Here is a 24,994-nt window from a genome sequence, read left to right as displayed (position 1 = left end):
ATCACTAGCCTTTATCAAGGTTAGAAGGCGCCACACAGTGAGCGACAGCACGTGCAAGTGCTGTCGGTGAGGCGTCACCGGCAATGGTTATGGCCGTGAATCCGTGGAAGGATGCCGTTTCCGCCAAGCGCTGGCTGGACACGACGAGCGGCCGTTTTTTGGTTGAATCACTACACCATAACAGAAGATGTTCAAGCTGTTCGGCGCTGGTCAAGATCAATGCTCTAAACGCCCCGTCTTCAAGTACGCGCTGATGGTGCGGCTCAGGCGTATGAACGGTGCGTTTATAAAGCGCCAGTGTATCGACACTGGCGCCGCGCTGCATCAGCGTTTCGTGCAATAACGTGCGACCACCCTCACCGCCGACCAGCAAGACGCGCTGGCCTGATACGGCCTCCGCCTTAAAGGCCGGCATGGAAAGAAGGGCCTCGCTTGCACTGCCGCTACCTGGCGGTGGCGCACCAACATCCTCGCCAAGCCCGTGAGACAAGACCTCGGCCGTACTGGCGCCGGTACCCCACCACGTGATGCCGATGGGGTACTGCGGCCAGAGGTCATCGATCCACTCGAGCAGACAGGCTGCCGCGAACGGGCTGGTGACCAGTACGATCTGATAGAGATCCAGATCGAGAAGGCGTCGTCGCGTATCGCCGGAAGCGTCCTCGAGCGGCACCAGTTGCATGACACCGAGGTTCAGGACCTCGGCCCCAAGCGCCTCGATGTCCTGCTCAAGCGCTTTCGCCCGAGCACCGGGCCGGGCGATCACGACCCGAGGCTTAGCGCTCGCCATAGACCGCGTCCAGAATCGCACCTGCGCCCTGTCCAAGCAGCATATCCGCCACCTGCACTCCGAGCGCCTCCGGCTCATCGGCCGGCCCGCGGGCCGTGGCCCTGAGCACCTGGGAGCCATCGGGTGCGCCGACAAGCCCGCGAAGCCAGAGCGTTTGCCCTTCATCCTCGAGTACGGCGTAGCCGCCGATCGGCACCTGGCAGCCGCCCTCGAGATGCGTATTCATCGCGCGCTCAGCAAGGACTTGCGCCGTGGTCGGCGCATCGGAGAGCGCCTCGATCAGCGTGCGTGAGCGCGTATCGTTCAGACGGCACTCGATCCCGAGCGCGCCCTGACCGCACGCGGGCAACAGCTGCTCCGGCACCAGCTCCGACGTAATGCGCTCGGAGAGTCCGACCCGGGTGAGCCCCGAGGTCGCCAGCACGATGGCATCGAACTGACCGTCATCGAGCTTTGAAAGCCGCGTTTGTACGTTACCGCGCAGGCTTTTAATGACCAGATCCGGGCGCAACTCCTTGAGCTGAAGCCCGCGGCGAAGGCTTGATGTACCCACACAGGCCTCTCGCGGCAGATCCTCGAGGCTCTGATAGTGGTTCGACACGAACGCATCCGTCGGCGCGCCGCGATCCATGATGACCGCAAGTCCCAGCCCGTCCGGAAAATGCATCGGGACGTCTTTCATCGAGTGCACCGCGATGTCGGCGCGCCCGTCCAGCATCGCCTCCTCAAGCTCCTTGACGAACAATGCCTTGCCGCCGATTTTCGCAAGCGGCGTATCGAGGATCTTGTCGCCCCGCGTCGATAGACCAACCAGCTCGACGACAAGCCCCGGATTAAGTGCTTCCAGGCGCGCCTTGACGTGCTCGGCCTGCCACATGGCCAGCGGGCTTTTTCGGGTCGCTATGCGAAGCGGAACGGATTCAGGCTCTGACACGGGCACTCCAATGATCGAGGGATAGATAGAGCATGATAAAGCACCGCTCATCGGCTAAAAACCATTACGCCGCATTACCGCATGAAGGCAGATGCAAAGCACGCAATGAAGGGCGAGCCTTGGACACGAGTTTGGTACACTCAAGCGTATCCGGCACGGCGAATTCGCACTGTGCCCATTCAGCCACGTACCACTTCGGGATTGTCTTGCCATCATGACACAACAGACCAATCAGTCCTGGGGCGGGCGCTTCAGTGAGCCTACTGATGCGTTCGTCGCGGCCTTTACCGCCTCCATCGGCTTCGATAAACGCCTGTACCACCATGACATTCGTGGCTCCATCGCCCACGCCACCATGCTTTCGCAGGTCGGCGTACTGACCGAGGATGAGCGCGACGCCATCATCGACGGCCTTTCCGACATCGAGCGCGACATCGAGGCGGGCAACATTGAATGGTCGGTCGCACTCGAAGACATTCATATGAACATCGAAGCCCGGCTGACCGACAAGATCGGAATCACCGGCAAGAAGCTTCACACCGGCCGCTCGCGAAACGATCAGATCGCCACCGACATTCGCCTGTACCTGCGCGATGAAATCGACGCGATCGACTTGGAGCTTACGCGCCTGCGCGAGGGCATGATTACACTCGCCGACCGCGAAGCGGACACCATCATGCCGGGCTTCACGCACCTGCAAACCGCGCAGCCGGTCACCTTTGGCCATCACGTGCTCGCGTGGCAGGAAATGATCGCCCGCGACCACGAGCGCCTGCGCGACTGCCGCAAGCGCGTCAACGTGCTTCCACTTGGCGCGGCCGCCCTGGCCGGCACCACCTACCCGATCGACCGCCACGTCACCGCTGAACTTCTGGGCTTCGACCGCCCGGCGGAAAACTCGCTGGACGCGGTCAGCGACCGGGATTTCGCGATCGAGTTCACAAGCTTTGCAAGCCTTCTGTTGATGCACCTGTCGCGCATCAGCGAAGAGCTGGTGCTGTGGTCCAGCGCGCAGTTCGATTTCATCGACCTGCCCGACCGCTTCTGCACCGGCTCCTCGATCATGCCGCAGAAGAAAAACCCAGACGTGCCGGAACTCGTGCGCGGCAAGACCGGACGTGTCTATGGCCACCTGATGAGCCTTCTGACCCTGATGAAGTCTCAGCCACTGGCCTACAACAAGGACAATCAGGAAGACAAGGAGCCGCTGTTTGACAGCGTCGATACGGTCAAAGGCTGCCTGCGCGCCTTCGGCGACATGATTCCGGCCATCGAGGCCAAGAACGCCTCCATGTACGAAGCTGCCCGCAAGGGCTTCTCCACCGCGACCGATCTGGCGGACTATCTGGTCAGGCAGGGTGTGGCCTTCCGGGACGCCCATGAAATTGTCGGCAAATCGGTGGCCTACGGCATCGAGACCGGCAAGGATCTGTCCGAGATGACGCTTTCGGAACTCAAGCAGTTTTCCGACACCATCGAACAGGACGTGTTCGAGGTGCTCACGCTCGAGGGCTCGGTCGCCGCGCGCAACCACATCGGGGGGACCGCACCGAATCAGGTTCGCGCCAGCGCCCAACGCGCCCGCGATACCCTTGCGCACTTTACCGGAGGTACCGCCCAGTGAAGACACGCCTTGCACTTTTGGTCTCGGTGGCGCTGCTGGCTGGCTGCGGCCAGAAAGGCCCGCTTTATATGCCAAACGATGAGGCTGCGGCCGAGAAGTACGACCCGCAGCACGCCTACGAGCAGGACGCCGGCGCGCAGGATGGCACCGACGCATCGTCTAAACGCACTGACGGCTCACCAAACGTTTCAGATGCCGAGCGCTCAGAGCGCACGCAAACCGACACGCAAAACGACACCGACAGCCCCGAAGAGACCCGGCCATGAGCGCTTTTGACTATAAAAACGGCCAACTTCACGCCGAACACGTCGCCCTTTCCGACGTCGCCGACCAGGTCGGCACGCCTTGCTACGTTTACTCTCGAGCGGCGCTGACCGAGCACTTCAAGGGCTATCAGGCGCCGCTTGAAGGCCGAGCGCACCTGATCTGCTACGCGGTCAAGACCAATGGCAACCTGGCGGTGCTCGATACGCTCGCACGCCTGGGTGCCGGCTTCGACATCGTATCGATCGGGGAACTCGAGCGCGTCATCGCCGCTGGCGGCGACCCGAGCAAGGTGGTGTTCTCGGGCGTTGCCAAGCAGCGCCATGAAATGGCCCGGGCGCTCGAACTCGGCATCAAATGCTTTAACGTCGAATCGAGCGCGGAGCTCGAGCGCCTGAACGATGTGGCAGCAGGTCTTGGCAAAATCGCGCCGGTCTCGCTTCGGGTCAACCCAGACGTTGACGCCGGCACGCACCCCTACATCTCCACCGGCCTCAAGGACAACAAGTTCGGCGTGGCGATCGACGATGCGCTCGCGACCTACCAGCGCGCGCACGCGCTTTCGAACGTGAATCCGGTCGGACTCGACTGCCACATCGGCTCGCAGCTGACCGAGATTGCGCCGTTTCTTGACGCCTTGGACCGCCTCAAGCAGCTGATGGCCACCCTCAAGGAGCAGGGCATCACGCTCAAGCACCTCGACCTTGGCGGCGGCCTTGGCGTCAATTATCAGGGCGAAACGCCCCCGGCGACACGCGATTACATCGAGGCGCTGATCGAACGGCTGGATGACGACAGCCTCGAGCTGATCTTCGAGCCCGGCCGCTCGATCGCGGCCAATGCAGGCGTCATGCTGACTCGGGTCGAGTACCTGAAGCCGGGTGAAACCAAGCATTTCGCCATTGTCGATGCCGGCATGAACGACCTGATCCGCCCGTCGCTGTACCAGGCCTATCAGGGCATCGTCGAAGTCGATACGACGCAGGAGCGAACGCGTGAGACTTACGATGTGGTCGGCCCGGTCTGCGAGTCCGGTGATTTTCTCGGTAAGGAGCGTGCGCTCGCGATTGCCGAAGGGGATCTGCTTGCAGTGCAGTCCGCCGGGGCCTACGGCTTTGTGATGGCCTCGACCTACAACGCGCGCCCATTGGCGGCGGAAGTCATGGTCGACGGTGAGGCGATGTATCTGATTCGAGAGCGCGCACCTCTCGAGGAGCTTTGGGCCGGTGAATCGCGCCTGCCCGAGGAGTCCCACTGATGCTGCTGCGCTTTTGGAAAATGCACGGCCTCGGCAACGATTTCATGGTGATCGATCTGGTCACCCAGCGCGCCCGCATCCCATCTCAAAAGATCAGCCAGTGGGCCAACCGGAACACCGGCATCGGTTTCGACCAGCTTCTGCTGGTCGAGCCGCCAACGCACCCTGACATGGATTTTCGCTACCGCATCTTCAACGCCGACGGCAGCGAAGTGGAAAACTGCGGTAACGGCGCGCGCTGTTTCGCCCGTTTCGTGGTCGACAATCACCTGACCACCAAGCGCGACATTCGCGTCGAGACCGCCGGTGGCCCGATGACCCTGCATCTGGCCGACGATCAGCGGGTTCGAGTCGACATGGGCCCCCCCAGGCTGACGCCTGACGAGATCCCGTTCGTGGCCGAGGTCGAGGCCACCCAATACGAAGTGGACGTCGACGGCGAGCGCGTCTCGCTCAGCGCGGTATCGATGGGCAATCCTCATGCGGTGGTACTGGTCGACAGCGTCGATCACGCGCCCGTTGCGACCCTCGGCCCCAAGCTCGAGGCGCACGCGCGCTTTCCAAACCGGGTCAACGTCGGCTTTCTGGAAGTGGTGTCGACACACAAGGCTCGGCTTCGTGTGTTCGAGCGCGGGGTGGGTGAAACCCGGGCCTGTGGCACCGGCGCCTGCGCCGCGGCCGTGGCCGGCATCCAGCAGGGGCTCCTTGAAAGCCCGGTCGACATCACCCTGCCTGGCGGCACACTGACGCTCGAATGGGATGGCCACCAGCAGAGCGTGATCATGACCGGGCCGGCCGAGCGCGTGTTCGAAGGTCGGATTCCGCTCTAAGTTTTTCTGACCGTCATCGAGGAGGTCGACATGTCGCCGTCACTGACTGCGTCGCAGGTTGCTCATTGGCTCGCCGAGCACCCGGACTTCTTCGAAGGTCGGGAGGCGCTTCTGGATAAACTCCACGTGCCGCATCCGCTGCACGGCGGCGCCGTATCGCTTCTGGAGTATCAGGTCGCAAGCGCACGAGCAAAGGCCGATGACTCGACCCAGGCGCTGAGTGCGCTCAGCCAGGGCGCACGGCAGCAAAAGGGCAGTCATCAGCGGCTTCAGCAGGTGCTGCTGGCGCTGATGGACGCCGACAGCGCTGATGCACTGGCCCAGCAGCTTGCGCTGCAACTCGACGAGCATTATGGCGTGACCTGGCTGTCGCTCTGGCGTGACGCGACGCCCAGCGCCCCCTGCCATCCACCGACCCACGGGCTCAACCAGGTGATCGTGAACCACATTCACGCGGTGCCGGAGCACGCCCATGGGGTCGCGTTCGTGCCCGACGAGGTGCTCTATCGGCGCCTTCAGCCCGAGGCGCTCGGCACGCCCTGCCCAACCCGACTGGTCGAGCTGCCGCTTGGCAGCCGCAGTGCCTTTCTGGTGCTGTCTGCAAAAGACGATACGCTTGATCGAACGACGGCCTGCTTTCTTGCCGACGTGGTAAGCCGCCTGCTGGAGCGCCACCTCTCATGACCGTCTTACAGGATCACTGCGAGCAGTATCTGGCCTCGCTCACGCGCCACAGCGACACGACCCGGGCGGCCTACCGGCAGGACTTGAAGGCGCTGACCGCCTTTGCTCTCGAGGCACACCTTGCCGACTGGCACGCACTCGATGTGACGCTGCTGCGTCGATTTCTCGGGCGCGAGCGCACCCGGGGCCTTGGCGCCCAGACACTGGCACGGCGGCTTTCGACCTTACGGGGCTTCGGCGATTATCTGGTGGATCAGAACGTTCTGAGCACTAATCCCGCTCGATTGCTCGACACGCCCAGAAAGCGCGCGGCGCTACCCCGCCCGGTGGACATCGATGCGCTAAGCCGCTTCCTCGACGCCCCGTTCGATGAAGCCGACCCGCTCGAAGTGCGCGACCACGCCATGGCGGAGCTTTTTTACTCCTCCGGACTTCGACTGTCGGAGCTGACCGGGCTGGACCGGTCGCACCTCGACAGTACACGCCTTCGAGTACGCGGCAAGGGTGATAAACCGCGTCAGTTACCGCTGGGCCGACGAGCGCGACAAGCGCTGGATAACTGGCTGAGCGTTCGCCCGCTGCTTGCAAACGACGCTGAAGAGGCTTTGTTTGTCAGTAAACGGGGCAGTCGCATTACGCAGCGAAGCGTTCAGCTTCGCCTGAATCGCATGGCGATCGAGCGCGGCCTGCCCGAGCATCTGCACCCGCACCGACTTCGACACAGCTTTGCAAGCCATCTGCTGGAATCGAGCCAGGACCTTCGCGGCGTGCAGGAGCTATTGGGCCATGCGCACCTCTCGACCACGCAAATCTATACCCGACTCGACTGGCAACATCTGGCCGAAGTCTATGACAAGGCGCATCCTCGCGCCCGCAACACACACGCCTCAGGAGAGGATGATGATCAAGGCTCTCACGTTTGATCTGGACGACACCCTTTGGGACAACGGCCCGGTCATGGTTCGCACCGAACAAGGGCACTACGACTGGCTGAATCAACAGGCCGGCCACGCCGAGCGGTTTCCGCCGGAAACGTATCTTGAGCGACGACTGGCCGCCGCGGATCGCTACCCGCTTAGACGAGGCGACTTCACGTTTCTGCGTCGCACGGCGCTATTTGAGATTTTAAGCGAGCACGGGCTCGATAACGCCGAGGCCAACCGTCTGGCCGATGAAGCCATCGACTACATGCTGACGCTTCGTCATGAGGTCACGCTGTTCGAGGAAAGCCTGCCGCTTCTCAATGACCTGAAGCAGCACTACGGCCTGGCCGCAATCACCAACGGCAACGTGGACATTCACCGCATTCTGGAAACGCCGTTGTTCGACTGCGTGATCAACGCCGGTGAATGGCTTGCACCCAAACCGGATGCCCGCACGTTCCTCGCCGCCATGGCACGCCTTGGCACTGCGCCGAGCGAAACCATCCACGTCGGCGATTCGTGGACCGAAGACGCGCTGCCCGCCCTGCGTCTTGGCATGCATGTGGCCTGGATCGATCGCAAGGAGACGGGGCCAGCATTTTCCCACCCACGGCTTCATACCATGACTCATGTGCGGGAATTGCCTGACGTCATCGAGCGTATTACTGCCGCCAGGGCCTGAACACGTGCATGTCTTCTTGTAAGCGCCACCGCCATACACGACACTAAGCGTTCAATGGGGCCTGGAGCTGGAGGAAGACATGCGTGCATTCAAGATCATCGCTGCCATGGCCGCGCTCGGCGCACTCGGTGCGCTGGCACTTGTGATCATGGTGCCTGCAACAGAGCGCTCGGGTGACGCCTTCGGCGTTCATTATCCGAACGCACGCTACGACACCCTCGAGATTCACCCGTCGTATCACTCGTCCGCCGCGCCCGCGCCCGTACTTGACCAGCCTTCCACGTCAACGCCTGGCTCAGATGCCACCCTGGTCGCGCCGGTCGAGGAGGCCCTTCCCTATCGCTATCCGGCAAGCCAGAAAACCTACGTCTTCTGATGCGCGCTGCGTCAGTGACGCTTCCTCGACGAGCGGCCGGGCATGCCACTCACTCGGGCTTTGACTCGGTGTCCGGCGCCAGCCAGCGGTTGAGCGTCTGAGCGAGCGTATCCAGCCCCTGGCGCTTGAGGGATGAAAAAAGCTGTACCGACACCAGGTCGTCCCATTCGGCCAGCGCCGAACGGACCTTTTGCAAACTCGCCGCGGCTGCGCCACGCTTAAGCTTATCGCTCTTGGTCAGCAGGATATGAACCGGCATGTCGGCGTCATCAGCCCATGCAAGCATCATCTGATCGAATTCCGTTAGCGGATGACGCACATCCATCATCAGCACCAACCCCTTGAGCGAGCGGCGCTCTTGCAGGTAGGCCGAGAGATGGCGCTGCCACTCGAGCTTGACCTTCTCAGGCACCTTGGCATAGCCGTAGCCGGGCAGGTCGACCAGGTGGCGTGTACCATCATCGAGTTCGAAGAAATTGATCAACTGCGTTCGGCCCGGCGTCTTTGACGTTCTGGCAAGCGCCTTCTGTCCCGTGAGGGCATTGATGGCGCTGGACTTACCGGCATTGGAACGTCCGGCAAATGCCACCTCATGACCTTCATCGGGAAGACAATGAGCAAGGGTCGGCGCGCTATGAACGAAACGCGCCTGATGATAATCGATGGAGCGAGGCGACATGATGGGTTTCCTGAGCCGTCGTACGAATGGAATGAAAGGCACACAGTATACCAGTCCTGCGCCCGACATGACCCGGGGCCGGCTCTGTGGCACCATCAAGAACGCACATCGAGCCTGCGAGGAACTCTCATCTCTCGGCTGGCTCTAATCAGGGATTTAAACAACCCAACATTGGAGTGGTACACATGATCAAGAAGTTACTGACGTCGTTCATTGTCAGCCTGTGCCTGGCATCGACGGCCTTTGCCGCCGCCCCCGAGGCCGGCAAGGATTACAAGGTCCTCGATGAACCGGTCAATACCGAGCTGCCGGACGGCAAGATTCAAGTAACTGAAGTCTTCTGGTACGGCTGCCCGCACTGCTACGCCTTGAATCCCTCGCTCGAAAAATGGGCCGCTGAGCTCAAGGACGACGTCGACTTCGAACTGCTGCCCGCCACCATGGGTCGCACCTGGGTGCGTCACGCAGCGGTCTATTACGCAGCCACCCAACTGGGCATCGAACACAAGCTGCATGACGACCTGTTCGACGCAATCCACAAAAATGGCGAGCACATGACCGATGATGGCGAGATCGCCGAGTTCTTCAGTCATTATGGCGTCAGCAAGGAAGCCGCGCTCAAGGCGCTGAACTCCTTCGGCGTCAAGAGCCAGATCAATGAAGCGCACGCACGCATGCGCGCCTACAAGCTCATGGGCGTTCCGGCGCTGGTAGTTGACGGCAAGTATGTGATCACCCCGAAAACCGCGGGCGGTCTTGAAAACATGCTGACCATCGCGTCAAAACTGATCGATGAAATCCGGGACGGCGACCTCAAATGACCGACCAAGGCCCCTCGACTGGCCAGCCCACGCGACTTCGCGTACTGACATTCAATCTCCAGGTAGGCATTCACACCCATGCCTATCATCACTATGTCACTCGCAGCTGGCAGCACCTTCTGCCACATCCCGAGCGACAGAGCAGGCTCGATTTCATCAGTGGCACACTCGCCCGCTATGACATCGTGGCGCTCCAGGAGGTGGATGGCGGTAGCTTTCGGTCCGGCAACGTCAACCAGACCGAATATCTGGCCAGCAAGGCGGCCTTTCCCTTTTGCTGTCATCAGCTCAATCGTAATTTCGGCAACGTGGCCAAGCACAGCAACGGCCTCCTAAGCCGCATTCCGATGAGCCGGGTTCAAAACCACAAGCTGCCAGGCCCGCCGGGGCGCGGTGTCATTCACGCAACGCTTGGCGAAGGCAAACATGCACTGCATATCTTCGCCGTGCACCTCTCGCTTGGTCAGCGCACGCGCGACCGCCAACTCAGCTATCTGAGTGAGCTGATCGAGCCGTTGACGCACGTGGTGGTGCTTGGCGACCTCAATTGCACGCTTGAGCAGTTGACTCCCCACAAGCGCTTTTGCAATGCGATGGATCTAGCCCCCGGCAAAGCGCTCTTGAGCTATCCGGCATGGCAGCCCAAGCGAGCGCTTGATCACATTCTGGTGTCGAAGAGCCTCAAGACCACGAACCTCGAGGTGCTTGATCAACACTATTCTGATCACCTGCCGCTGGCACTCGAACTCGAACTTCCCGAGGCGTGTGCACGCGCCCTGAATCACGCTCCCGAGCAGGAAGAACCGTCGATCGTTCTTCCGACCTGAAGAATCGAGAAGGTGTGATTCACAGGGATCACGCATAAAAAAAGCCCCGCCTGAGCGGGGCTTTTTTCGTCATGCCGATTTTGCGTTCTGCCGACGTCGCTTACGAACGCATGTCGTCGAAGAACTTGCGCACGCCTTCGAAAAAGCCGCTTTTTCTCGGCGAGTGCTTGGTGCCTGTACCGTCCAGGCTTTCCTGGAACCGGCGCAGCAGGTCTTTCTGATCTTCGTTGAGATTGACCGGTGTTTCGGTGACAACCTTACAAATCAGATCGCCCGGCGGGCCACCGCGTACGGATTTCACACCCTTGCCACGCAGGCGGAACAGCTTGCCGGTTTGGGTTTCCGGCGGAATCTTGAGCTTGACGCGGCCATCGAGCGTCGGCACTTCCAGCTCACCGCCAAGCGTTGCATCAACGAAGTTGATCGGCACATCGCAGTGAAGGTCACGGCCGTCACGCTCAAAGATTTCGTGCGACTTGATCGCGACCTGCACATAGAGATCGCCTGCCGGGCCACCATTCAGGCCGCCCTCACCTTCGCCATTCAGACGAATGCGATCGCCGGTGTCGACGCCGGCCGGAATCTTGACAGAGAGCGTTCGGGTTTCCTTGACGCGGCCTTCACCGTGGCACTTGCGGCACGGCGTTTCGATGACTTCACCACGACCGTGACAGGTCGGGCAGGTCTGCTGAACCGCGAAGAAACCCTGCTGCATACGCACCTGACCGATGCCATTACAGGTCGAGCAGGCGCTCTTGTTGGAGCCGGGCTCGGCACCATCGCCATGGCACTGGCCGCACTCGGCAAGCCTTGGCACCCGGATATCAACCGTGGTGCCAGCGACGGCATCCTCGAGATCGATCTCTAGGTTATAGCGAAGGTCGCTGCCACGCTGAGGTGCGTTTGGGTTGCGACGTCCACCGCCACCGCCACCGAAAATATCGCCGAACACGTCGCCGAAGATATCGCTGAACCCGCCGGCACCACCGCCGCCAAAACCGCCACCGCCGAAGCCACCGGCCTGACCGTCAACACCTGCGTGACCGAACTGGTCATACGCCGAGCGTTTTTCACTGTCGGACAGCACTTCGTAGGCGTCGGAGACTTCACGGAATTTCTCCGCAGCCGTCTCATCGTCCGGATTACGGTCGGGGTGGTATTTCTGGGCGAGACGGCGGTACGCCTTTTTGATCTCTTTTTGATCGGCGCTGCGCTCGACGCCCAGCACCTCGTAATAATCACGTTTGGACATGAGTCATTGGCCCTCCGAAACCATGGTTCGAACACAACGGCGCGGGGGCCGTGATGCCCCCGCGCCGTTGTCACGAGTGCGGACTCGTATTACTGCTTTTTCTGACTGTCGTTGACTTCTTCGTACTCGGCGTCAACCACATCATCGTCCGCTTTCTGGTTTCCCTGAGCGCTTTCGCCCTGGGCCTGCTCGCCGCCTTCTTGCTCGGCGTACATTTTCTGTGCAAGCGAACCGGATGCTTCGGTCAGCGCGTCGAGCTTGGACTGAATCTCGTCCTTGTCGTCGCCCTTGAGCGCTTCTTCAAGATCACTGATCGCGGTCTCGATCTTCTGACGCTCGTCGTCGGTTGCCTTGTCGCCGGCTTCCTCGAGCGTCTTGCGCGCTGCGTGAACCATGCCGTCGGCCTGGTTACGGACCTGAACAAGCTCTTCAAACTTCTTGTCTTCGGCTTCGTGCGCTTCGGCGTCCTTGACCATCTGATCGATCTCGTCGTCGGACAGACCGCCGGAGGACTTGATCACGATGGACTGTTCCTTGCCGGTCGCCTTGTCCTTCGCCGTGATGTTCAAGATGCCGTTGGCATCAAGATCAAACGCGACTTCGATCTGCGGCACGCCGCGCGGCGCGGGCGGAATGTCGGAGAGGTCGAACCGACCCAGCGACTTGTTCTGCGCGGCCTGCTTACGTTCACCCTGAAGCGCGTGGATGGTCACGGCTGTCTGGTTGTCTTCGGCCGTCGAGAACGTCTGGGTTTTCTTGGTCGGGATCGTGGTGTTTTTCTCGATCAGCGGCGTCATCACGCCACCCATGGTTTCGATACCAAGCGTCAGCGGAGTCACGTCGAGCAGGAGCACGTCCTTGACGTCACCACCGAGGACACCGCCTTGAAGGGCTGCACCCATGGCGACAGCTTCATCCGGGTTGACGTCCTTACGGGCATCCTTACCGAAGAACTCGGCCACTTTCTTCTGAACCATCGGCATGCGGGTCTGGCCACCGACGAGAATGACGTCATCAATCTCGCTGTTGGAGAGACCTGCGTCCTGAAGCGCGGTCTTGCACGGGGCGAGCGAGCGCTGGACCAGATCTTCGACCAGAGACTCAAGCTTGGCGCGCGTTACCTTGACCGCCAAGTGCTTCGGACCCGTGTTGTCTGCCGTGATGTAGGGCAGGTTCACTTCGGTCTGCTGCGCGGAAGACAGCTCGATCTTGGCTTTCTCGGCGGCTTCCTTCAGACGCTGCATGGCGAGGCTGTCGCCGGAGAGGTCAATACCGGAATCGCTCTTGAACTGAGAGACGAGGTAGTCGATCAGCGCCAGGTCGAAGTCTTCACCACCGAGGAACGTGTCGCCGTTGGTTGCCAGTACTTCGAACTGCTTCTCGCCTTCGACGTCTGCAACTTCGATGATCGAGATATCAAAGGTACCGCCACCCAGGTCATAGACCGCAATGGTGCGATCGCCCTTGATGTTGTCCATGCCGTAGGCAAGTGCGGCAGCTGTCGGCTCATTGATGATGCGCTTGACTTCAAGACCTGCAATGCGGCCGGCATCCTTGGTCGCCTGACGCTGAGAATCGTTGAAGTAGGCCGGTACCGTGATGACCGCTTCGGTGACGGTTTCACCGAGGTAGTCTTCAGCGGTTTTCTTCATCTTCTTGAGAACTTCGGCGCTGACCTGCGGCGGAGCCATCTTGTTGTCGTTGACCTGAACCCAGGCATCGCCGTTGTCGGCTTCAACGATGGAGTACGGCACCATCTTGATGTCTTTCTGGACGACGTCGTCCTTGAACTTGCGGCCGATCAGGCGTTTTACCGCATAGAGCGTGTTGCTGGGATTTGTTACGGCCTGACGTTTGGCCGCCTGCCCGACGAGCGTTTCGCCGTCGTCGGCATAGGCAATGATCGACGGCGTTGTACGGCCGCCTTCAGCGTTTTCGATAACCTTGGTCTTGTCGCCATCGAGTACGGCAACGCAAGAGTTTGTCGTACCAAGGTCAATACCAATAATGCGTCCCATGTATCCACCTCACTTCAAAACTGATCTATTGGTTCGTATCTGATGCGGAGTGTTCCGCGTGTCTGTCTGCTTATATGGGGCCGGGTTAACGCCTTTCAAGGGGCGTTTTTTTATTCGGCGGCCTTACTGACCACAACCATTGCCGGGCGAACCAGGCGGCCGTTCAGCGTGTAGCCCTTCTGCATGACGTCGATCACGGTGTTCGGCTCGACGTCTGGGCTTGGCACCATGGTCATCGCTTCGTGAAAATTCGGGTCGAACGGTTCGCCGTTGGGTTCGATCTGCTCGACGCCGAACTTGCTCAGGGCATCGACCTGCATCTTGAGCGTCATGGACACGCCTTCACGATGCGTTTCAGAAGCGTCTTCCTGCATGCTCTCGAGCGCCTTTTCGAGGCTGTCGACGACCGGCAGAAGCTCTTTTACAAACTTTTCGAGCGCGAATTTTTTCGCTTTCTCGGTTTCCTGATCAGCACGGCGCCGCGCGTTCTGAACTTCTGCAGCCGTACGCAGCGATTTGTCTTCGGCTTGCTTGAGTTGCTCTTCGAGTTCTGCAACGCGCGCAGCCAGAACATCAGCCTCGGGGTCACCATCGAGTTCGCCCTCTACGGGTTCAAGCGCGTCTTCTTCAAGGCGTTCCCCCATACGCTCGATGGACTCGTCTTCCATGGGCTGGGGTTCCGCGTCGCGCTCGGCGCGCTGAAGTTCTTCGTCTTTTTGCGTATTGGACTTATCCGTCATGGTCAAGCCTCTCCCAATTGGTGTTCGATCAAATGAATCTGCTGCGTTAATGGGGCGAGTTGCGTCCATTCTCAAGGGGGCGACCTAAAAAAGCACCTGGCTGGGTGGTTGAACCCGTCACAGGGTCACTGTATAAAAAGCCATAGTGTGTTTATCAACAGGGACACCTCATGCTCGCTCAACTGTCTATCCATCACTACGCCATCGTCGATGCCCTCGATCTTGATTTTCGCAAGGGGATGACGGCCATTACCGGCGAAACCGGTGCCGGAAAGTCCATCTTGTTGGGCGCGCTGGGGCTGTGTCTCGGCGACCGCGCTGATGCCGCCAATGTTCGCCACGGCGCCAAGCAGGCCGACATCAGCGCCCGCTTCGATATTCAAGCCCTGCCTAGCGCGCGTGACTGGCTCTCCGAGCGAGAGCTCGACACCGAGGACTGCTTGATTCGGCGCGTAGTGACGACGTCCGGGCGTTCAAAGGCATGGATCAACGGCACGCCCTGCACGGCGTCGGATTTAAAGCAGCTTGGCGAGCATTTAATCGAAGTGCACGGTCAGCACGCGCACCACGCGCTAATGCGTGAGGAGACGCATCTGCGCCTGGTGGATGAGTTGGCCGGGCATCAGGAAGGTGTTCAAAGCCTCAAGGGCCTGCATCGTCAATGGCAATCCCTTCGTCGCGACATACGTGCGCGCCGGGAAAACAGTAGCGAACGCGATGCGCGCCTGCAGCTTCTTCGCTACCAGGTGGAGGAACTCGATGAGCTGGCATTGCAGGAGGGAGAACTGGGCCAGCTTGAGGCTGAGCACACAAGGCTTTCTCACGCCGAACAGTCCATTCAAACCACCCAACACGCACTCGATGAGTGTGGTGACGAACAGCACGGCGCCCTCACACGACTGTCGAGCGCACTGGGCCATCTGGGCACGCTGCCCGACGCTCAGCGAAAAACGATCGAACCGATTCTCACGATGCTCGAGGAGGCTCGCATCCAGTTAAGCGAAGCCGTCAGCGATCTGACGCATCATCAAAGTTCGATCGAACTGGACCCGACACGGCTCGCGTTCGTGGAGGAGCGCCTGAGCACGGCACACACCATCGCCCGCAAGCACTACGTCAATCCGGAAGAGCTGACTGGACTTCACGCGACGCTGGCGCATGAATTGAGTGAACTGGATGCAGGCCCGAGCGATCTTTCCGAGCTTGAGGCTCAGGCCCAGACCGTACGCGATGAGTGGCGCGCGCTTGCTGCAACTGTCAGTGATCGACGAGCAAAGGCAGCAATACAACTGACAGCCGATGTCGAGGCACAGCTCAAGTTTCTCGGAATGGAGAAGGCGCGCTTCGAGGTCGCGGTGACCCCGCTTGAAAAACCCCAGCCGGAAGGGCTTGATCACGTTCAATTCTTGATGAGCGCAAACCCCGGACAACCCATGCGGCCGCTTCATAAAGTCGCCTCGGGCGGTGAGCTTTCACGCATCAGTTTGGCTATTCAGGTGGCGACCGCCACACACAGCAAAACACCGACACTGGTGTTTGACGAAGTGGATGTAGGCATTTCAGGCGCCACGGCCGAAATCGTCGGACAGCTCTTAAGAGAGCTTGGCGGGCGCGGCCAGGTCATGTGTGTTACCCACCTGCCCCAGGTGGCCGCTCAGGCGCATCAACACTTGCATATTGAAAAGCAGGCCGATGAACATCAAACACACACATCGATGCTCCTATTGGACCGGCAGGGTCGTGTTCGCGAGCTGGCCAGAATGCTTGGCGGCGTACATCTATCCCAACAGACGCTGGCACATGCCCGGGAAATGCTCAAAAGCGGCCAGTCCGATCAACGCCACTGACTGACATACGGCGATTGACGAAGGCCGCTCGTTGTTTGAGCTCAAAAAAAAGAGCGCCACCCATTTGGGTCGCGCTCTTTTCTACTAAAGCGGCTGCGATCATCCTTTAGCGCCGATTCCCGCCCCCATCCTGGCGAGTCGCCTTTGAGCCCTTGGGCCGGACGTAAAGCACCAGCGCATGATCAACGAGTTCATAACCACGCTCATCGGCAAGCTCACGTTGACGACGCTCGATATCGTCATCGAAAAACTCGATAACCTCGCCGGTTTCAAGGCACAGCATATGATCGTGATGGTCTTCCTGAGACATTTCGAAGACGGCATGCCCGCCATCGAAATTATGCCTTACCACAAGACCCGCCGCTTCGAACTGAGTAAGGACACGGTAAACCGTAGCAAGACCGACATCTTCGCCCTGATCCAGCAGCGATTTATATACGTCTTCTGCACTCATGTGCAGGTCTTCTTCTCGGGTCGCCTCCAGTATCTGAAGGATCTTGACCCGTGGCAGGGTGACCTTGAGGCCTACCTTGCGTAACTCCTGGTTCCTGTCGGCCATAGTTCGCTCTTCGCAGTCGCTTGATGTATCAGGTATGATCGATGAAGGCAAACGATAAGGAAAGTCAGACGCAAATGCAAAAATCGATCCGATTAGTCACCTTTTGTTGCATTCTTGGTCTTCTTGGCGGATGTAGCTGGTTCGGTGTCTACAAAAGAGACATCCCCCAAGGCAACCTGATCACTCAGGACATGGTACAACAGATTCACACCGGGATGAGTAAATCCCAGGTCATCTATGTCATGGGTACACCGCTTTTGGAAGATCCGATGGGCAAGGATCAGTGGGACTACGTCTATCGTGTCAAGAAGGCCGATGGCACCACTACCCGCAAGCGCGTAACGCTTGATTTCCAAGGCGACACCGTTCAACGCGTACGTACCAGCGGCGACCTTGATGCCTCACCGAACGTTAACAACCAGCCACCAGCCTCAGAATCGGCGGCTGACCCTGAGTCGACCGTACTGGACCCCATACCGGGTACCGGCACACAGCCTTATCCAAACGACGACTAACGCCTTCACCCTTTCTTGTTGGCCCGAGCAATTCGGGCCTTTTTGGGATCACAGAGCAAGGGCCGGTAAACCTCTACCCGGTCGCCTTGTGCAACCACGTTATGCTCCGGCGCCCGAAGCTTTACTCCGAAGACACCGACCGGAGCATTCTCAAGCATGGTGCGCGTAAGGCCTGTCGCAGCCTCCTGATCCAATCCCGACTGAAGTACAGCCGCCCTCACCGTTGTACCGTGCTCAACGCGCAAGAGTTTCATGAACTGCTGCCCAGGTAAGGCATATACAACCTCAATCTCAACCGCTTGATCAGCCATAGACCTGGTTCGCTCGTTTAACGAAGGCATCAACCTGCTGCTTGGCGACCTGATGAAACAACCGCCCAAACGCCATGCCGATCAAACGGTTCGAAAATTCGAAGTTGAGTTGAAATTCGACCTTGCAGGCGTTTTCCCCCATTTCCATGAAGCGCCAGCTCCCGGACAACTTCTTGAAAGGCCCATCTTCAAGCGACAAGTCGATTCTCGAGGGCGCATGCAGTGTATTGCGGGTGGTAAAACTCTGCTCGACACCACTTTTGGACAGAGTCAGTTTACCGACCCGATAATTGTCGCCCTCATCGACCACAGCCGCCTGACGACACCCAGGCAAAAATTCGGGGTAGCGCTCGATGTCATTGACCAGATCAAACATTTTCCGGTCAGAGTGTTTAACGAGCGCCGACTGACTCACTGTTGGCATAACCTCTCCACTGACGGGGACGCACTTTCTGCGTATAATAGTGCGTCTTTCACATAGATGAATGACTTGAATGTTATCACGCTTTCCCGGTATCGCGGAGAGCACGCTATAAGGACATAGGGGTTCTATGGGCAAGAAAAAAGGAAACGCGCCCGGTGGCAACGTTATTGCCCAGAACAAGAAGGCTCGTCACGAATATCATATTCAGGAAACGTTCGAAGCAGGCCTCTCGCTGGCAGGCTGGGAAGTCAAAAGTCTGCGAGCCGGCAAGGGCCAGCTTACGGACACCTATATCTTGGTTCGGCGTGGTGAAGCCTGGCTTATGGGCGCAAACATAACGCCAATCAGCACCACCAGCACGCACGAAGTTGCAGACCCTGCGCGCACTCGCAAGCTCTTATTGCATCGAAAGGAAATTGCCAAGATCTTTTCGCGAACTCAGGACAAGGGACATACCTGCGTCCCCCTGAAGCTTTACTGGAAAAACAACCTGGTAAAATGCGAATTGGCTCTGGTACAGGGCAAGAAAGAGTACGATAAGCGCGCCACCGAGAAAGAACGCGACTGGAACCGTCAGAAAGCCAGGATCGTTCGAGAAGAGCGCTAAAGCGTTGGCGTTCGATAGAGCGCAGTGCTACCATCACCGATTACTTGGGGGCGATCTGGTCTCGACGCCGGTAGTAAGCCCTGAGGTGCATGCCGAGAGCGTAACGTATCTCGTAAATACCACGTTACTTTAAAATAGTCGCAAACGACGAAAACTACGCTCAGGGCGCACTGGCAGCTTAAACACTGCTAGTTGTTAGCCTGGCCCGGAAAGGATGTGCCTGTTCATCCTGGATGGGAGAAGAGCTCAGCTGACAGGACCGCGTTTGGCCTTGCCTTCGTGTCAAACGTTAAACATTAGAGGGATCGCGTAGCCTTATCCTGCCCGTCGGAGAAGGTGTCGCTAAATAAAAAGACGGATCTAAGCATGTAGAGCCAATGGGTAAGCGCCGGCGGACGCGGGTTCAATTCCCGCCGCCTCCACCAAGCGCCAAAGCCGCTGTCACCGACAGCGGCTTTTTTTATGACGCTTTATGAAAGGAACAAGCTGTGCGCCTGCCGAAATCATCCGCTTCAGCACATCTTGCCAACTCAAAAAATGCCACTATGGCCCACTCTTAGCGCGCCCAACACTCAAGGCCAACTACCTTAATGTCATCCGTTCGCATCAACACATTCTGGATACTGTTTGAAAAGCTCTTTTTCGTACTTTCCGGTCTTTTCATCAATGTGTATGTGGCTCGCTATCTCGGCCCCGAACTCTTCGGAGTCCTTGGCTTTTCGCTGGCAATGACCGGTCTTATCGGACCGTTTACCACGCTTGGCGCCAACAATATCGTATTCAATCGACTGGCGAAAAACCTGCCCAGCGGACTCCAACTCCTGGCGTCATCAGCACGACTCAGACTGATCATATTCGCCCTGCTTGCCCTGGCATTTACAGCCTTCGCCATCCCTTATTTTGAGGATGCGCAAAAGCGTACGGTCTTTTTGATCATTTTATGGGGAAGCTTCTTCACAACGAACGACATCTTCCAGGTGTTTTTCAATGCAAGGCTCGAATCCAAGGTCAACACCTTGTGCCAGAATGCATCCCTGCTTGCCTCGGTGCTTTTAAAGCTTGCCTTCATTGCTGCCAAACTGTCAGTGACAGCCTTCGCAATCGCCAATGTTTTGCAGTGGGCGACATCGTATTTCATGAAGCGCCATTTCTTTAAGCGTCACCATGAAGCCAAAGCGCATAGCACCGGCAAGATTTCACGCCGCCACGCAAAATACCTTTTAAAAGTTGGACTGCCACTGGCGTTTTCCGGCCTGGCCATTGTTTTGTATACCAAAACGGACCAGATCATGCTCGGCATGCTGATCGACGATACTACTGTCGGGTATTACACGGCCGCCATAACACTGGCGCAAGGCTGGATCTTTATCCCTCAAGCGATCATCGCTTCACACATGGTCCGAGTAAGCGAAGCCGCTCGAGACTCACACCTGTTTGAAAAACGCACCGAACGGTTGTTCAGGCTGATTTTATGGCTTTCACTACCCATAGCGATCATCCTGTCCGCACTGAGCCCCTGGGTCGTTGGACTCATTTATGGCGAACAGTTTTCGGCTTCTATCGATATTTTGTATATTAGTGCATTTAGCACACTCTTCTCGGCGTTGGGCACCATCAGCTACAGAGCCATTACAGTTTTGGGTGGCTATCGATTCCTGTTCTACAAAATGGCTGTCGTAGCTGTGCTCAATATCGCTGCCAACTACTTATTGATTCCCATATATGGCGGCGTTGGCGCTGCCATGGCAACACTACTTGCCGAAATTCTATCATCAGTAGTTTTCAATCTATTTTTTCAAGGCGGGCGCATCCTAAAACTACAATGTCGCGCATGCCTGCCGCTGCTTGTAACGGAGAACTCTGATGCCAAGGACCGCACCAGATAGAAAATATGTCATGACAAATCAAAAACGAACGTCGCGCTGGAGTAAACGGAATAGCCCTAAACGCGCTTTTGACGCGTTGATGACGGCGATTAGAAGCAACATCATGAACTCGCTGTCAGATAGGCTTCACGTTCCGTTACGTTATAAACGTGCATTTGGCGAGTTTCCGAATCTGCGAAACCCAAAAACGTTCAACGAAAAGATCTGTTATCGAAAGCTTCACCCGCAGCCGGTCTTTTCGATTCTGAGCGACAAGATAGAAGCCAGGGCGTACGTCAAGCACACCATTGGCGAGCGGTTCCTCATTCCGCATTACGGCATTGCCAAGGAATTGAGCCCGGATCTGTTCGAACAGCTCCCCAATAGCTTTGTCATGAAGGCAAGTCATGGGTCAGGCTTTAACCTATTGGTTGACGATAAGCAAAATACGTCATTTGCCGAGCTCTACAATTTGAGCCAGCAGTGGCTATCGCAAAACTTTTATACCGTATGTCGTGAAAATCAGTACAAGCCCATCGAACCTCGGCTGATCTTCGAGAAGATGCTGCTTGATGAAGAAAAAAAGGTACCTAAAGACTATAAGTTTCATTGCTTCAGCGCGCCTGGCAAAGAACCCGTCATCTATATTGAAGTAAGCCATGACCGCTTCATTAATTATAAGGTCGACTTCTTTGATCTTGACTGGAAGCCCGTACAAGTTCGTTCTGAGCATCTGAATTCGGATATAGACCTCGAAAAACCGCGCACTCTCGACGAGGCCATCTCTCGAGCGAAAGCGCTGGCGGCAGGCTTTTCATACGTGCGGGTCGATTTTTATCTGATTGGTGATGACATCTATTTTGGAGAGATGACTTTCACTCCAATGGCAGGACTCATGAAGTTCAAGTCGCGCCAGATCGATGAAGAGTGGGGCGCACTCTTCAACGATTAATGGTAACCACCTGCTTGCCCAGCACCTGATCGCTCAAGACGATAATTGCTTGAGCAGGCGCTCTCTCAACTTGGGTGACATGGGCAAGTTAATCTCGGGATTGGGGTGCAGACTAAAGGTCAGAGTCTGCGTTAACTCAAGCGCCAACTTTCCTCGCCAGCCACAATCGGCGTTCTGACACTCAACCACCGCCTCCCTATAAACTGGCGTCATCTGCTGACTCTTGCGAATCCGGGCAAATGCGCCGCAATGCGGGCAGCTAAGACGTAGGTTACTTTTACGATCCATATGCAACTCCTCCATCCCCTTTGTTTATAATTCCTGCCCTTGCGATCAAGCTGCAGAAACGACGCTGAATCTGGCTTTTTTATTGTCGTCAACGGACATGACTTACCAGATAGGATATGCTTCATATTGTTCAGTACTACTTTGACTAAGACTATTTACTTAAAGGGGAATAGTCAACTTATTAGGGAAGAATAATTATCATGAGCACAGACCCGCATTCCTCCCCTCCCACGCTTTCCGGTGCGATAATGGAGAGAATGAAAGCCATAACAGGCCTGAACTCTGATTATAAGCTTGCTCAGCGCTTTGGAAAATCAACGAGCGCCATTCATAACTGGAGAAAACGAGGCACAATTCCGGTCGACGAGTGCATTGAACTTTCTGTTGAATACGACGTTAGCCTAGACTGGCTAATCTTGGGGCGGGATCGATCAGACGCCTTGGAGAGTCCGAAGCAAAAAACTGACCAAGAACACCAGTTCATACAAAAGGATTACTCCGGAGTACCACTTTATGACATTGAGGCCGCAGCCGGACCAGGGCGCCTATTTGATCATGAACACGTCAGCAGCTTTTTAAGCTTTCATGACGACTGGATTACCCGCGAAGGCCTACACACCAAGAACCTCGTTGCGGTCCGCGTACGAGGAGATTCGATGGAAAATACGCTCAAGAATGGCGACACCGTACTCATCAATCGGGCAATCACCAATCCAGACGGCGTATTCTTGATCAGAGTCGGGGACGAGCTTCGGATAAAACGACTTCAACGGCTCTCAGATGGCTCTCTAAGGCTCTCTTCCGACAACCCTTACTATGCCCCTGAGATCATAGCGCCTGAAGCTCTGCAAAACGTCCATATCATTGGTCATTGCCACTGGCACAGCGGCAGAGTTAGCTGATACGACATAACACACGCATGACCCCTTTTAGTAATTACACTCGATCAATGCTCGGTCATGCTTTATTTAACCAGCCTCCCTACGCACCGCCATACATCACCCCTGTTCTTATTTTGCAAAACGGCTCTATCCAGCATCCCCCAAGCCGCCATCACCAATCATTTCTCGGTGCATGGCCCAGAAGTGTAATGGTCTATGGCATGAATCGCTGAAAGAGGAGGCCCCATCGCTCAGATACTTTACCAACGCGCCACAACCACGCACGCCATCCGAAAAGAGACACAGCGAGCAACGGCTGCGATCGCCGAGCTGAGCCAGCGCTAAAACATCAACCCCAAAACCGTGTGCAAATGGCGCAAGCAAGCATTGGTCAAAGAAGAAGTAATGGAGCCAAAGGCACCTCACTCATCGTCTCTGACAGAAGCGGAAAAAGCTACTGCCACCACCTTCCGTCGAACGACACATCTGCCCCTGGATGACTGCCTGCTGATGCTGCAGCGCTTTATCCCGCACCTGACTCGCTACAGACTGCATCATCTCAATCAACGCCATGGCCTCAGCCGATTGCCACGTGAAGCCGGATCCAAAACAAAGAGACAGACCTTCAGTGCGTATCCGACCGGCTATCTGCATCTAGACATCTGCGACGTTCGTACTGCCGAAGGCCAATCGTGACTAGGCTGCCGCACGTCTTGAAAACACCGTACAGCAACTGTCATGCCGGGTGCATACGGCGCTGACCGATAACGGCGTACAGTTTGCCAAGCGCCGCGGCACCGTGAACACGGCATCGAGCACCGCCTGACTCGCCCCGTCCATCCGTGAACCAATGGTCAGGTGGAGCGGACGAACCGCCCCCGGAAGACCGCCACGACCGGCAGCTTTCACTACGCCCCGCTCGAGGAGATGGCAGCCCCTCTGAAGGACTATCTATGGGTCTATAACAATCTATGGGTCTATAACAATGCCCGTCCGCTACGTTCCCCAAAAGAGCAAAACTCCCTCTGGAAAAATGGCAGGAGGACCCGGACAGGCCCCATCAGAATCCGAACCACGACTCCCCCGGGTCAAACACCTAGACGACAAGCACTGGATAGGTTGAACATGTTAAAAGCACGAAGTGAGCACAAGCTTGAGTGCTCATAAAAAACCCCGCTAAGGCGGGGTTTTTGGAGTGTTGACCATGTCATTTCTTGAGCATCCACTCATGGTCGGGATCGTTATGAAACTTCCAGATCCGCTTCGGTCCCGCCATCACATTAAGGTAATAAAGCTCATAGCCATGCGGGGCCCCCACTGGATGATACCCTCTGGGCACCAGTACGCAGTTTCCGTGCTCTACCGCCATGGTCTCATCAAGTGAGCGGTCATCGGTATAAACCCGGTGAAACGCAAACCCTTGAGACGGATTGAGCAAATGATAATACGTTTCCTCAAGCAGCGACTCATGCGGCAGATTGTCTTCATCGTGCTTGTGTGGCGGGTAGCTCGACCAGTTGCCAGCGGGCGTATACACCTCGACGACCAGTAGGCCATCGGCATCTTCCGTTTCAGGAAGGATGTCGTGTACATGACGGACGTTGCTGCCTTCGCCGCGCGTGGTGCTTGCAATCTGATCCGGACCGATGAGCCGTGCCTTGAAGCTTCCCTTGCCCGGGGCGCTGCATATGGCCACCTCGACATCGGTCAATGCCTCGACACTGTAAGATGTGTCGTTGGGCAGATAGGCGGCGTAAGGACGCGTCTTCTCGAATACGTCCATGCGCTCACCGATGTTTTCCCAGCGCTTATCACCACAGTCGATCGTAGCTCGACCAGTCAGCAGGACCACGCACGCTTCCCTGTCGCCTGTCTCAAAGGACACCTTGTCCCCTTGCGTCAGCTTATGCACACAAAAACCGACATGTCCCCAGCCGGCTGACTCGGGAGTGACCTCGAGCACCTTACCTTCAGCATCGGGGGAATGAGGGCGAACCAAAAGTGAACTCATATTGACTCCTTCAATTGAAATCGTCGGTAGTG

The 24,994-nt window shown here is 57.5% G+C and carries 27 protein-coding genes, 1 other RNA gene and 1 pseudogene; 18 read left to right on the top strand and 11 right to left on the bottom strand.

Annotated elements, in window-relative coordinates:
• Positions 1 to 4: 4 nt before the first annotated feature.
• Positions 5 to 790: a uroporphyrinogen-III synthase gene (locus tag NAT23_RS11555; protein WP_251928486.1), complete on the bottom strand. Its 786-nt coding sequence runs from the start codon at positions 788 to 790 to the stop codon at positions 5 to 7.
• Positions 777 to 1,724 (bottom strand): hydroxymethylbilane synthase, encoded by a 948-nt coding sequence (hemC, locus tag NAT23_RS11550; protein ID WP_350028332.1) that lies wholly within the window; start codon positions 1,722 to 1,724, stop codon positions 777 to 779. Before hemC ends, NAT23_RS11555 begins: the two co-directional genes overlap by 14 nt.
• A 214-nt stretch (positions 1,725 to 1,938) precedes the next feature.
• Here hemC and argH point away from each other — a divergent pair, with 214 nt between their 5' ends.
• The 8 genes and pseudogenes from argH (at position 1,939) to NAT23_RS11510 (ending at position 8,365) form a co-directional block, all read left to right on the top strand.
• Positions 1,939 to 3,348, top strand: coding sequence for an argininosuccinate lyase (gene argH / locus NAT23_RS11545; protein ID WP_251928485.1), 1,410 nt, complete (start codon positions 1,939 to 1,941; stop codon positions 3,346 to 3,348).
• A pseudogene (gene lptM, locus NAT23_RS14840) lies at positions 3,345 to 3,446 on the top strand (LPS translocon maturation chaperone LptM); the annotation flags it as partial. The gene argH and the pseudogene lptM, both read left to right, overlap by 4 nt.
• Positions 3,447 to 3,610: 164 nt before the next feature.
• The gene (gene lysA, locus NAT23_RS11535) at positions 3,611 to 4,870 is read left to right on the top strand and encodes a diaminopimelate decarboxylase (protein WP_251928481.1); all 1,260 of its coding nucleotides are present in this window, start codon (positions 3,611 to 3,613) and stop codon (positions 4,868 to 4,870) included.
• Positions 4,870 to 5,700, top strand: coding sequence for a diaminopimelate epimerase (gene dapF, locus NAT23_RS11530; protein WP_251928479.1), 831 nt, complete (start codon positions 4,870 to 4,872; stop codon positions 5,698 to 5,700). The genes lysA and dapF overlap by 1 nt, the downstream gene beginning before the upstream one ends.
• A 30-nt stretch (positions 5,701 to 5,730) precedes the next feature.
• Entirely contained in the window at positions 5,731 to 6,384 is a 654-nt protein-coding gene (locus tag NAT23_RS11525) for a DUF484 family protein (protein WP_251928477.1), read from the top strand.
• Positions 6,381 to 7,307: a tyrosine recombinase XerC gene (locus NAT23_RS11520; protein ID WP_251928476.1), complete on the top strand. Its 927-nt coding sequence runs from the start codon at positions 6,381 to 6,383 to the stop codon at positions 7,305 to 7,307. The genes NAT23_RS11525 and NAT23_RS11520 overlap by 4 nt, the downstream gene beginning before the upstream one ends.
• On the top strand, positions 7,285 to 7,989 hold the full coding sequence (locus tag NAT23_RS11515) for an HAD family hydrolase (RefSeq protein WP_251928474.1): 705 nt from the start codon (positions 7,285 to 7,287) through the stop codon (positions 7,987 to 7,989). The genes NAT23_RS11520 and NAT23_RS11515 overlap by 23 nt, the downstream gene beginning before the upstream one ends.
• Before the next feature lie 79 nt (positions 7,990 to 8,068).
• Positions 8,069 to 8,365, top strand: coding sequence for a hypothetical protein (locus tag NAT23_RS11510; RefSeq protein ID WP_251928472.1), 297 nt, complete (start codon positions 8,069 to 8,071; stop codon positions 8,363 to 8,365).
• A 49-nt stretch (positions 8,366 to 8,414) separates the two neighbouring features.
• On the opposite strand, the gene yihA is transcribed toward NAT23_RS11510, so the two are convergent.
• Complete coding sequence (gene yihA, locus NAT23_RS11505) at positions 8,415 to 9,044, bottom strand: ribosome biogenesis GTP-binding protein YihA/YsxC (RefSeq protein ID WP_251928470.1); 630 nt, start codon at positions 9,042 to 9,044, stop codon at positions 8,415 to 8,417.
• A gap of 185 nt (positions 9,045 to 9,229) precedes the next feature.
• Here yihA and NAT23_RS11500 point away from each other — a divergent pair, with 185 nt between their 5' ends.
• Together NAT23_RS11500 and NAT23_RS11495 are read left to right on the top strand one after the other, a co-directional pair.
• Positions 9,230 to 9,865 carry a thiol:disulfide interchange protein DsbA/DsbL gene (locus NAT23_RS11500; protein WP_251928460.1) on the top strand — a complete coding sequence of 212 codons (636 nt, stop codon included), beginning with the start codon at positions 9,230 to 9,232 and terminating at the stop codon, positions 9,863 to 9,865.
• Positions 9,862 to 10,692, top strand: coding sequence for an endonuclease/exonuclease/phosphatase family protein (locus NAT23_RS11495; RefSeq protein ID WP_251928458.1), 831 nt, complete (start codon positions 9,862 to 9,864; stop codon positions 10,690 to 10,692). The genes NAT23_RS11500 and NAT23_RS11495 overlap by 4 nt, the downstream gene beginning before the upstream one ends.
• A 100-nt stretch (positions 10,693 to 10,792) precedes the next feature.
• Here NAT23_RS11495 and dnaJ read toward each other — a convergent pair whose 3' ends face one another.
• From dnaJ to grpE, 3 genes are all read right to left on the bottom strand, one after another.
• Positions 10,793 to 11,944, bottom strand: coding sequence for a molecular chaperone DnaJ (gene dnaJ / locus NAT23_RS11490; protein WP_251595074.1), 1,152 nt, complete (start codon positions 11,942 to 11,944; stop codon positions 10,793 to 10,795).
• A gap of 89 nt (positions 11,945 to 12,033) precedes the next feature.
• Entirely contained in the window at positions 12,034 to 13,962 is a 1,929-nt protein-coding gene (gene dnaK / locus NAT23_RS11485) for a molecular chaperone DnaK (protein WP_251928457.1), read from the bottom strand.
• 110 nt (positions 13,963 to 14,072) lie between these two features.
• Complete coding sequence (gene grpE, locus NAT23_RS11480) at positions 14,073 to 14,702, bottom strand: nucleotide exchange factor GrpE (RefSeq protein WP_251928455.1); 630 nt, start codon at positions 14,700 to 14,702, stop codon at positions 14,073 to 14,075.
• Between the two features lie 170 nt (positions 14,703 to 14,872).
• On the opposite strand from grpE, the gene recN reads away from it, so the two are divergent.
• Positions 14,873 to 16,549, top strand: coding sequence for a DNA repair protein RecN (gene recN / locus NAT23_RS11475; RefSeq protein ID WP_251928452.1), 1,677 nt, complete (start codon positions 14,873 to 14,875; stop codon positions 16,547 to 16,549).
• 106 nt (positions 16,550 to 16,655) lie between these two features.
• On the opposite strand, the gene fur is transcribed toward recN, so the two are convergent.
• On the bottom strand, positions 16,656 to 17,108 hold the full coding sequence (fur, locus tag NAT23_RS11470; protein ID WP_251928442.1) for a ferric iron uptake transcriptional regulator: 453 nt from the start codon (positions 17,106 to 17,108) through the stop codon (positions 16,656 to 16,658).
• A gap of 41 nt (positions 17,109 to 17,149) precedes the next feature.
• Here fur and NAT23_RS11465 point away from each other — a divergent pair, with 41 nt between their 5' ends.
• On the top strand, positions 17,150 to 17,623 hold the full coding sequence (locus NAT23_RS11465) for an outer membrane protein assembly factor BamE (protein ID WP_251928440.1): 474 nt from the start codon (positions 17,150 to 17,152) through the stop codon (positions 17,621 to 17,623).
• A 5-nt stretch (positions 17,624 to 17,628) separates the two neighbouring features.
• On the opposite strand, the gene NAT23_RS11460 is transcribed toward NAT23_RS11465, so the two are convergent.
• Positions 17,629 to 17,934: an RnfH family protein gene (locus NAT23_RS11460; protein ID WP_285836145.1), complete on the bottom strand. Its 306-nt coding sequence runs from the start codon at positions 17,932 to 17,934 to the stop codon at positions 17,629 to 17,631.
• Complete coding sequence (locus tag NAT23_RS11455) at positions 17,927 to 18,358, bottom strand: type II toxin-antitoxin system RatA family toxin (protein ID WP_251928438.1); 432 nt, start codon at positions 18,356 to 18,358, stop codon at positions 17,927 to 17,929. The genes NAT23_RS11460 and NAT23_RS11455 overlap by 8 nt, the downstream gene beginning before the upstream one ends.
• Before the next feature lie 127 nt (positions 18,359 to 18,485).
• Between NAT23_RS11455 and smpB the strand changes: the two genes are divergently transcribed.
• The 4 genes from smpB to NAT23_RS11435 all read left to right on the top strand — a co-directional run bounded on the left by smpB (position 18,486) and on the right by NAT23_RS11435 (position 21,782).
• Complete coding sequence (gene smpB / locus NAT23_RS11450) at positions 18,486 to 18,965, top strand: SsrA-binding protein SmpB (protein ID WP_251928437.1); 480 nt, start codon at positions 18,486 to 18,488, stop codon at positions 18,963 to 18,965.
• 46 nt (positions 18,966 to 19,011) lie between these two features.
• Positions 19,012 to 19,390: a transfer-messenger RNA gene (gene ssrA, locus NAT23_RS11445) on the top strand.
• A 165-nt stretch (positions 19,391 to 19,555) separates the two neighbouring features.
• Positions 19,556 to 20,851, top strand: a complete 1,296-nt coding sequence (locus tag NAT23_RS11440; RefSeq protein WP_251928436.1) for a flippase — start codon at positions 19,556 to 19,558, stop codon at positions 20,849 to 20,851.
• Positions 20,829 to 21,782 carry an ATP-grasp fold amidoligase family protein gene (locus NAT23_RS11435; protein WP_251928435.1) on the top strand — a complete coding sequence of 318 codons (954 nt, stop codon included), beginning with the start codon at positions 20,829 to 20,831 and terminating at the stop codon, positions 21,780 to 21,782. Before NAT23_RS11440 ends, NAT23_RS11435 begins: the two co-directional genes overlap by 23 nt.
• A 33-nt stretch (positions 21,783 to 21,815) precedes the next feature.
• Here the strand turns inward: NAT23_RS11435 and NAT23_RS14810 are convergent, their stop codons facing one another.
• Positions 21,816 to 22,070 carry an Ogr/Delta-like zinc finger protein gene (locus NAT23_RS14810; protein WP_251594957.1) on the bottom strand — a complete coding sequence of 85 codons (255 nt, stop codon included), beginning with the start codon at positions 22,068 to 22,070 and terminating at the stop codon, positions 21,816 to 21,818.
• Between the two features lie 200 nt (positions 22,071 to 22,270).
• Here NAT23_RS14810 and NAT23_RS11430 point away from each other — a divergent pair, with 200 nt between their 5' ends.
• Positions 22,271 to 22,972: a LexA family transcriptional regulator gene (locus tag NAT23_RS11430; RefSeq protein ID WP_251928434.1), complete on the top strand. Its 702-nt coding sequence runs from the start codon at positions 22,271 to 22,273 to the stop codon at positions 22,970 to 22,972.
• A gap of 384 nt (positions 22,973 to 23,356) precedes the next feature.
• Positions 23,357 to 23,647, top strand: a complete 291-nt coding sequence (locus NAT23_RS11425; RefSeq protein ID WP_251928433.1) for a hypothetical protein — start codon at positions 23,357 to 23,359, stop codon at positions 23,645 to 23,647.
• A 511-nt stretch (positions 23,648 to 24,158) separates the two neighbouring features.
• Here the strand turns inward: NAT23_RS11425 and iolB are convergent.
• Positions 24,159 to 24,962: a 5-deoxy-glucuronate isomerase gene (gene iolB / locus NAT23_RS11420; protein WP_251928432.1), complete on the bottom strand. Its 804-nt coding sequence runs from the start codon at positions 24,960 to 24,962 to the stop codon at positions 24,159 to 24,161.
• Between the last annotated feature and the right edge of the window lie 32 nt (positions 24,963 to 24,994).

It is taken from the genome of Larsenimonas salina, from assembly GCF_023736155.1.
Classification (GTDB): Bacteria; Pseudomonadota; Gammaproteobacteria; order Pseudomonadales; family Halomonadaceae; genus Larsenimonas; species Larsenimonas salina.
The sequence above is the reverse complement of the archived record's forward strand: the minus strand, read 5'-3'. Positions and strand labels throughout refer to the sequence as shown.

Bases quoted from the DNA above. Each gene is read 5' to 3' on its own strand.
- NAT23_RS11555 (WP_251928486.1), bottom strand. From the start codon at position 790: ATGGCGAGCGCTAAGCCTCGGGTCGTGATCGCCCGGCCCGGTGCTCGG.
- argH (WP_251928485.1), top strand. From the start codon at position 1,939: ATGACACAACAGACCAATCAGTCCTGGGGCGGGCGCTTCAGTGAGCCT.
- lysA (WP_251928481.1), top strand. From the start codon at position 3,611: ATGAGCGCTTTTGACTATAAAAACGGCCAACTTCACGCCGAACACGTC.
- dapF (WP_251928479.1), top strand. From the start codon at position 4,870: ATGCTGCTGCGCTTTTGGAAAATGCACGGCCTCGGCAACGATTTCATG.
- NAT23_RS11525 (WP_251928477.1), top strand. From the start codon at position 5,731: ATGTCGCCGTCACTGACTGCGTCGCAGGTTGCTCATTGGCTCGCCGAG.
- NAT23_RS11520 (WP_251928476.1), top strand. From the start codon at position 6,381: ATGACCGTCTTACAGGATCACTGCGAGCAGTATCTGGCCTCGCTCACG.
- NAT23_RS11515 (WP_251928474.1), top strand. From the start codon at position 7,285: ATGATCAAGGCTCTCACGTTTGATCTGGACGACACCCTTTGGGACAAC.
- NAT23_RS11510 (WP_251928472.1), top strand. From the start codon at position 8,069: ATGCGTGCATTCAAGATCATCGCTGCCATGGCCGCGCTCGGCGCACTC.
- yihA (WP_251928470.1), bottom strand. From the start codon at position 9,044: ATGTCGCCTCGCTCCATCGATTATCATCAGGCGCGTTTCGTTCATAGC.
- NAT23_RS11500 (WP_251928460.1), top strand. From the start codon at position 9,230: ATGATCAAGAAGTTACTGACGTCGTTCATTGTCAGCCTGTGCCTGGCA.
- NAT23_RS11495 (WP_251928458.1), top strand. From the start codon at position 9,862: ATGACCGACCAAGGCCCCTCGACTGGCCAGCCCACGCGACTTCGCGTA.
- dnaJ (WP_251595074.1), bottom strand. From the start codon at position 11,944: ATGTCCAAACGTGATTATTACGAGGTGCTGGGCGTCGAGCGCAGCGCC.
- dnaK (WP_251928457.1), bottom strand. From the start codon at position 13,962: ATGGGACGCATTATTGGTATTGACCTTGGTACGACAAACTCTTGCGTT.
- grpE (WP_251928455.1), bottom strand. From the start codon at position 14,702: ATGACGGATAAGTCCAATACGCAAAAAGACGAAGAACTTCAGCGCGCC.
- recN (WP_251928452.1), top strand. From the start codon at position 14,873: ATGCTCGCTCAACTGTCTATCCATCACTACGCCATCGTCGATGCCCTC.
- fur (WP_251928442.1), bottom strand. From the start codon at position 17,108: ATGGCCGACAGGAACCAGGAGTTACGCAAGGTAGGCCTCAAGGTCACC.
- NAT23_RS11465 (WP_251928440.1), top strand. From the start codon at position 17,150: ATGAAGGCAAACGATAAGGAAAGTCAGACGCAAATGCAAAAATCGATC.
- NAT23_RS11460 (WP_285836145.1), bottom strand. From the start codon at position 17,934: ATGGCTGATCAAGCGGTTGAGATTGAGGTTGTATATGCCTTACCTGGG.
- NAT23_RS11455 (WP_251928438.1), bottom strand. From the start codon at position 18,358: ATGCCAACAGTGAGTCAGTCGGCGCTCGTTAAACACTCTGACCGGAAA.
- smpB (WP_251928437.1), top strand. From the start codon at position 18,486: ATGGGCAAGAAAAAAGGAAACGCGCCCGGTGGCAACGTTATTGCCCAG.
- NAT23_RS11440 (WP_251928436.1), top strand. From the start codon at position 19,556: ATGTCATCCGTTCGCATCAACACATTCTGGATACTGTTTGAAAAGCTC.
- NAT23_RS11435 (WP_251928435.1), top strand. From the start codon at position 20,829: ATGCCAAGGACCGCACCAGATAGAAAATATGTCATGACAAATCAAAAA.
- NAT23_RS14810 (WP_251594957.1), bottom strand. From the start codon at position 22,070: ATGGATCGTAAAAGTAACCTACGTCTTAGCTGCCCGCATTGCGGCGCA.
- NAT23_RS11430 (WP_251928434.1), top strand. From the start codon at position 22,271: ATGAGCACAGACCCGCATTCCTCCCCTCCCACGCTTTCCGGTGCGATA.
- NAT23_RS11425 (WP_251928433.1), top strand. From the start codon at position 23,357: ATGGAGCCAAAGGCACCTCACTCATCGTCTCTGACAGAAGCGGAAAAA.
- iolB (WP_251928432.1), bottom strand. From the start codon at position 24,962: ATGAGTTCACTTTTGGTTCGCCCTCATTCCCCCGATGCTGAAGGTAAG.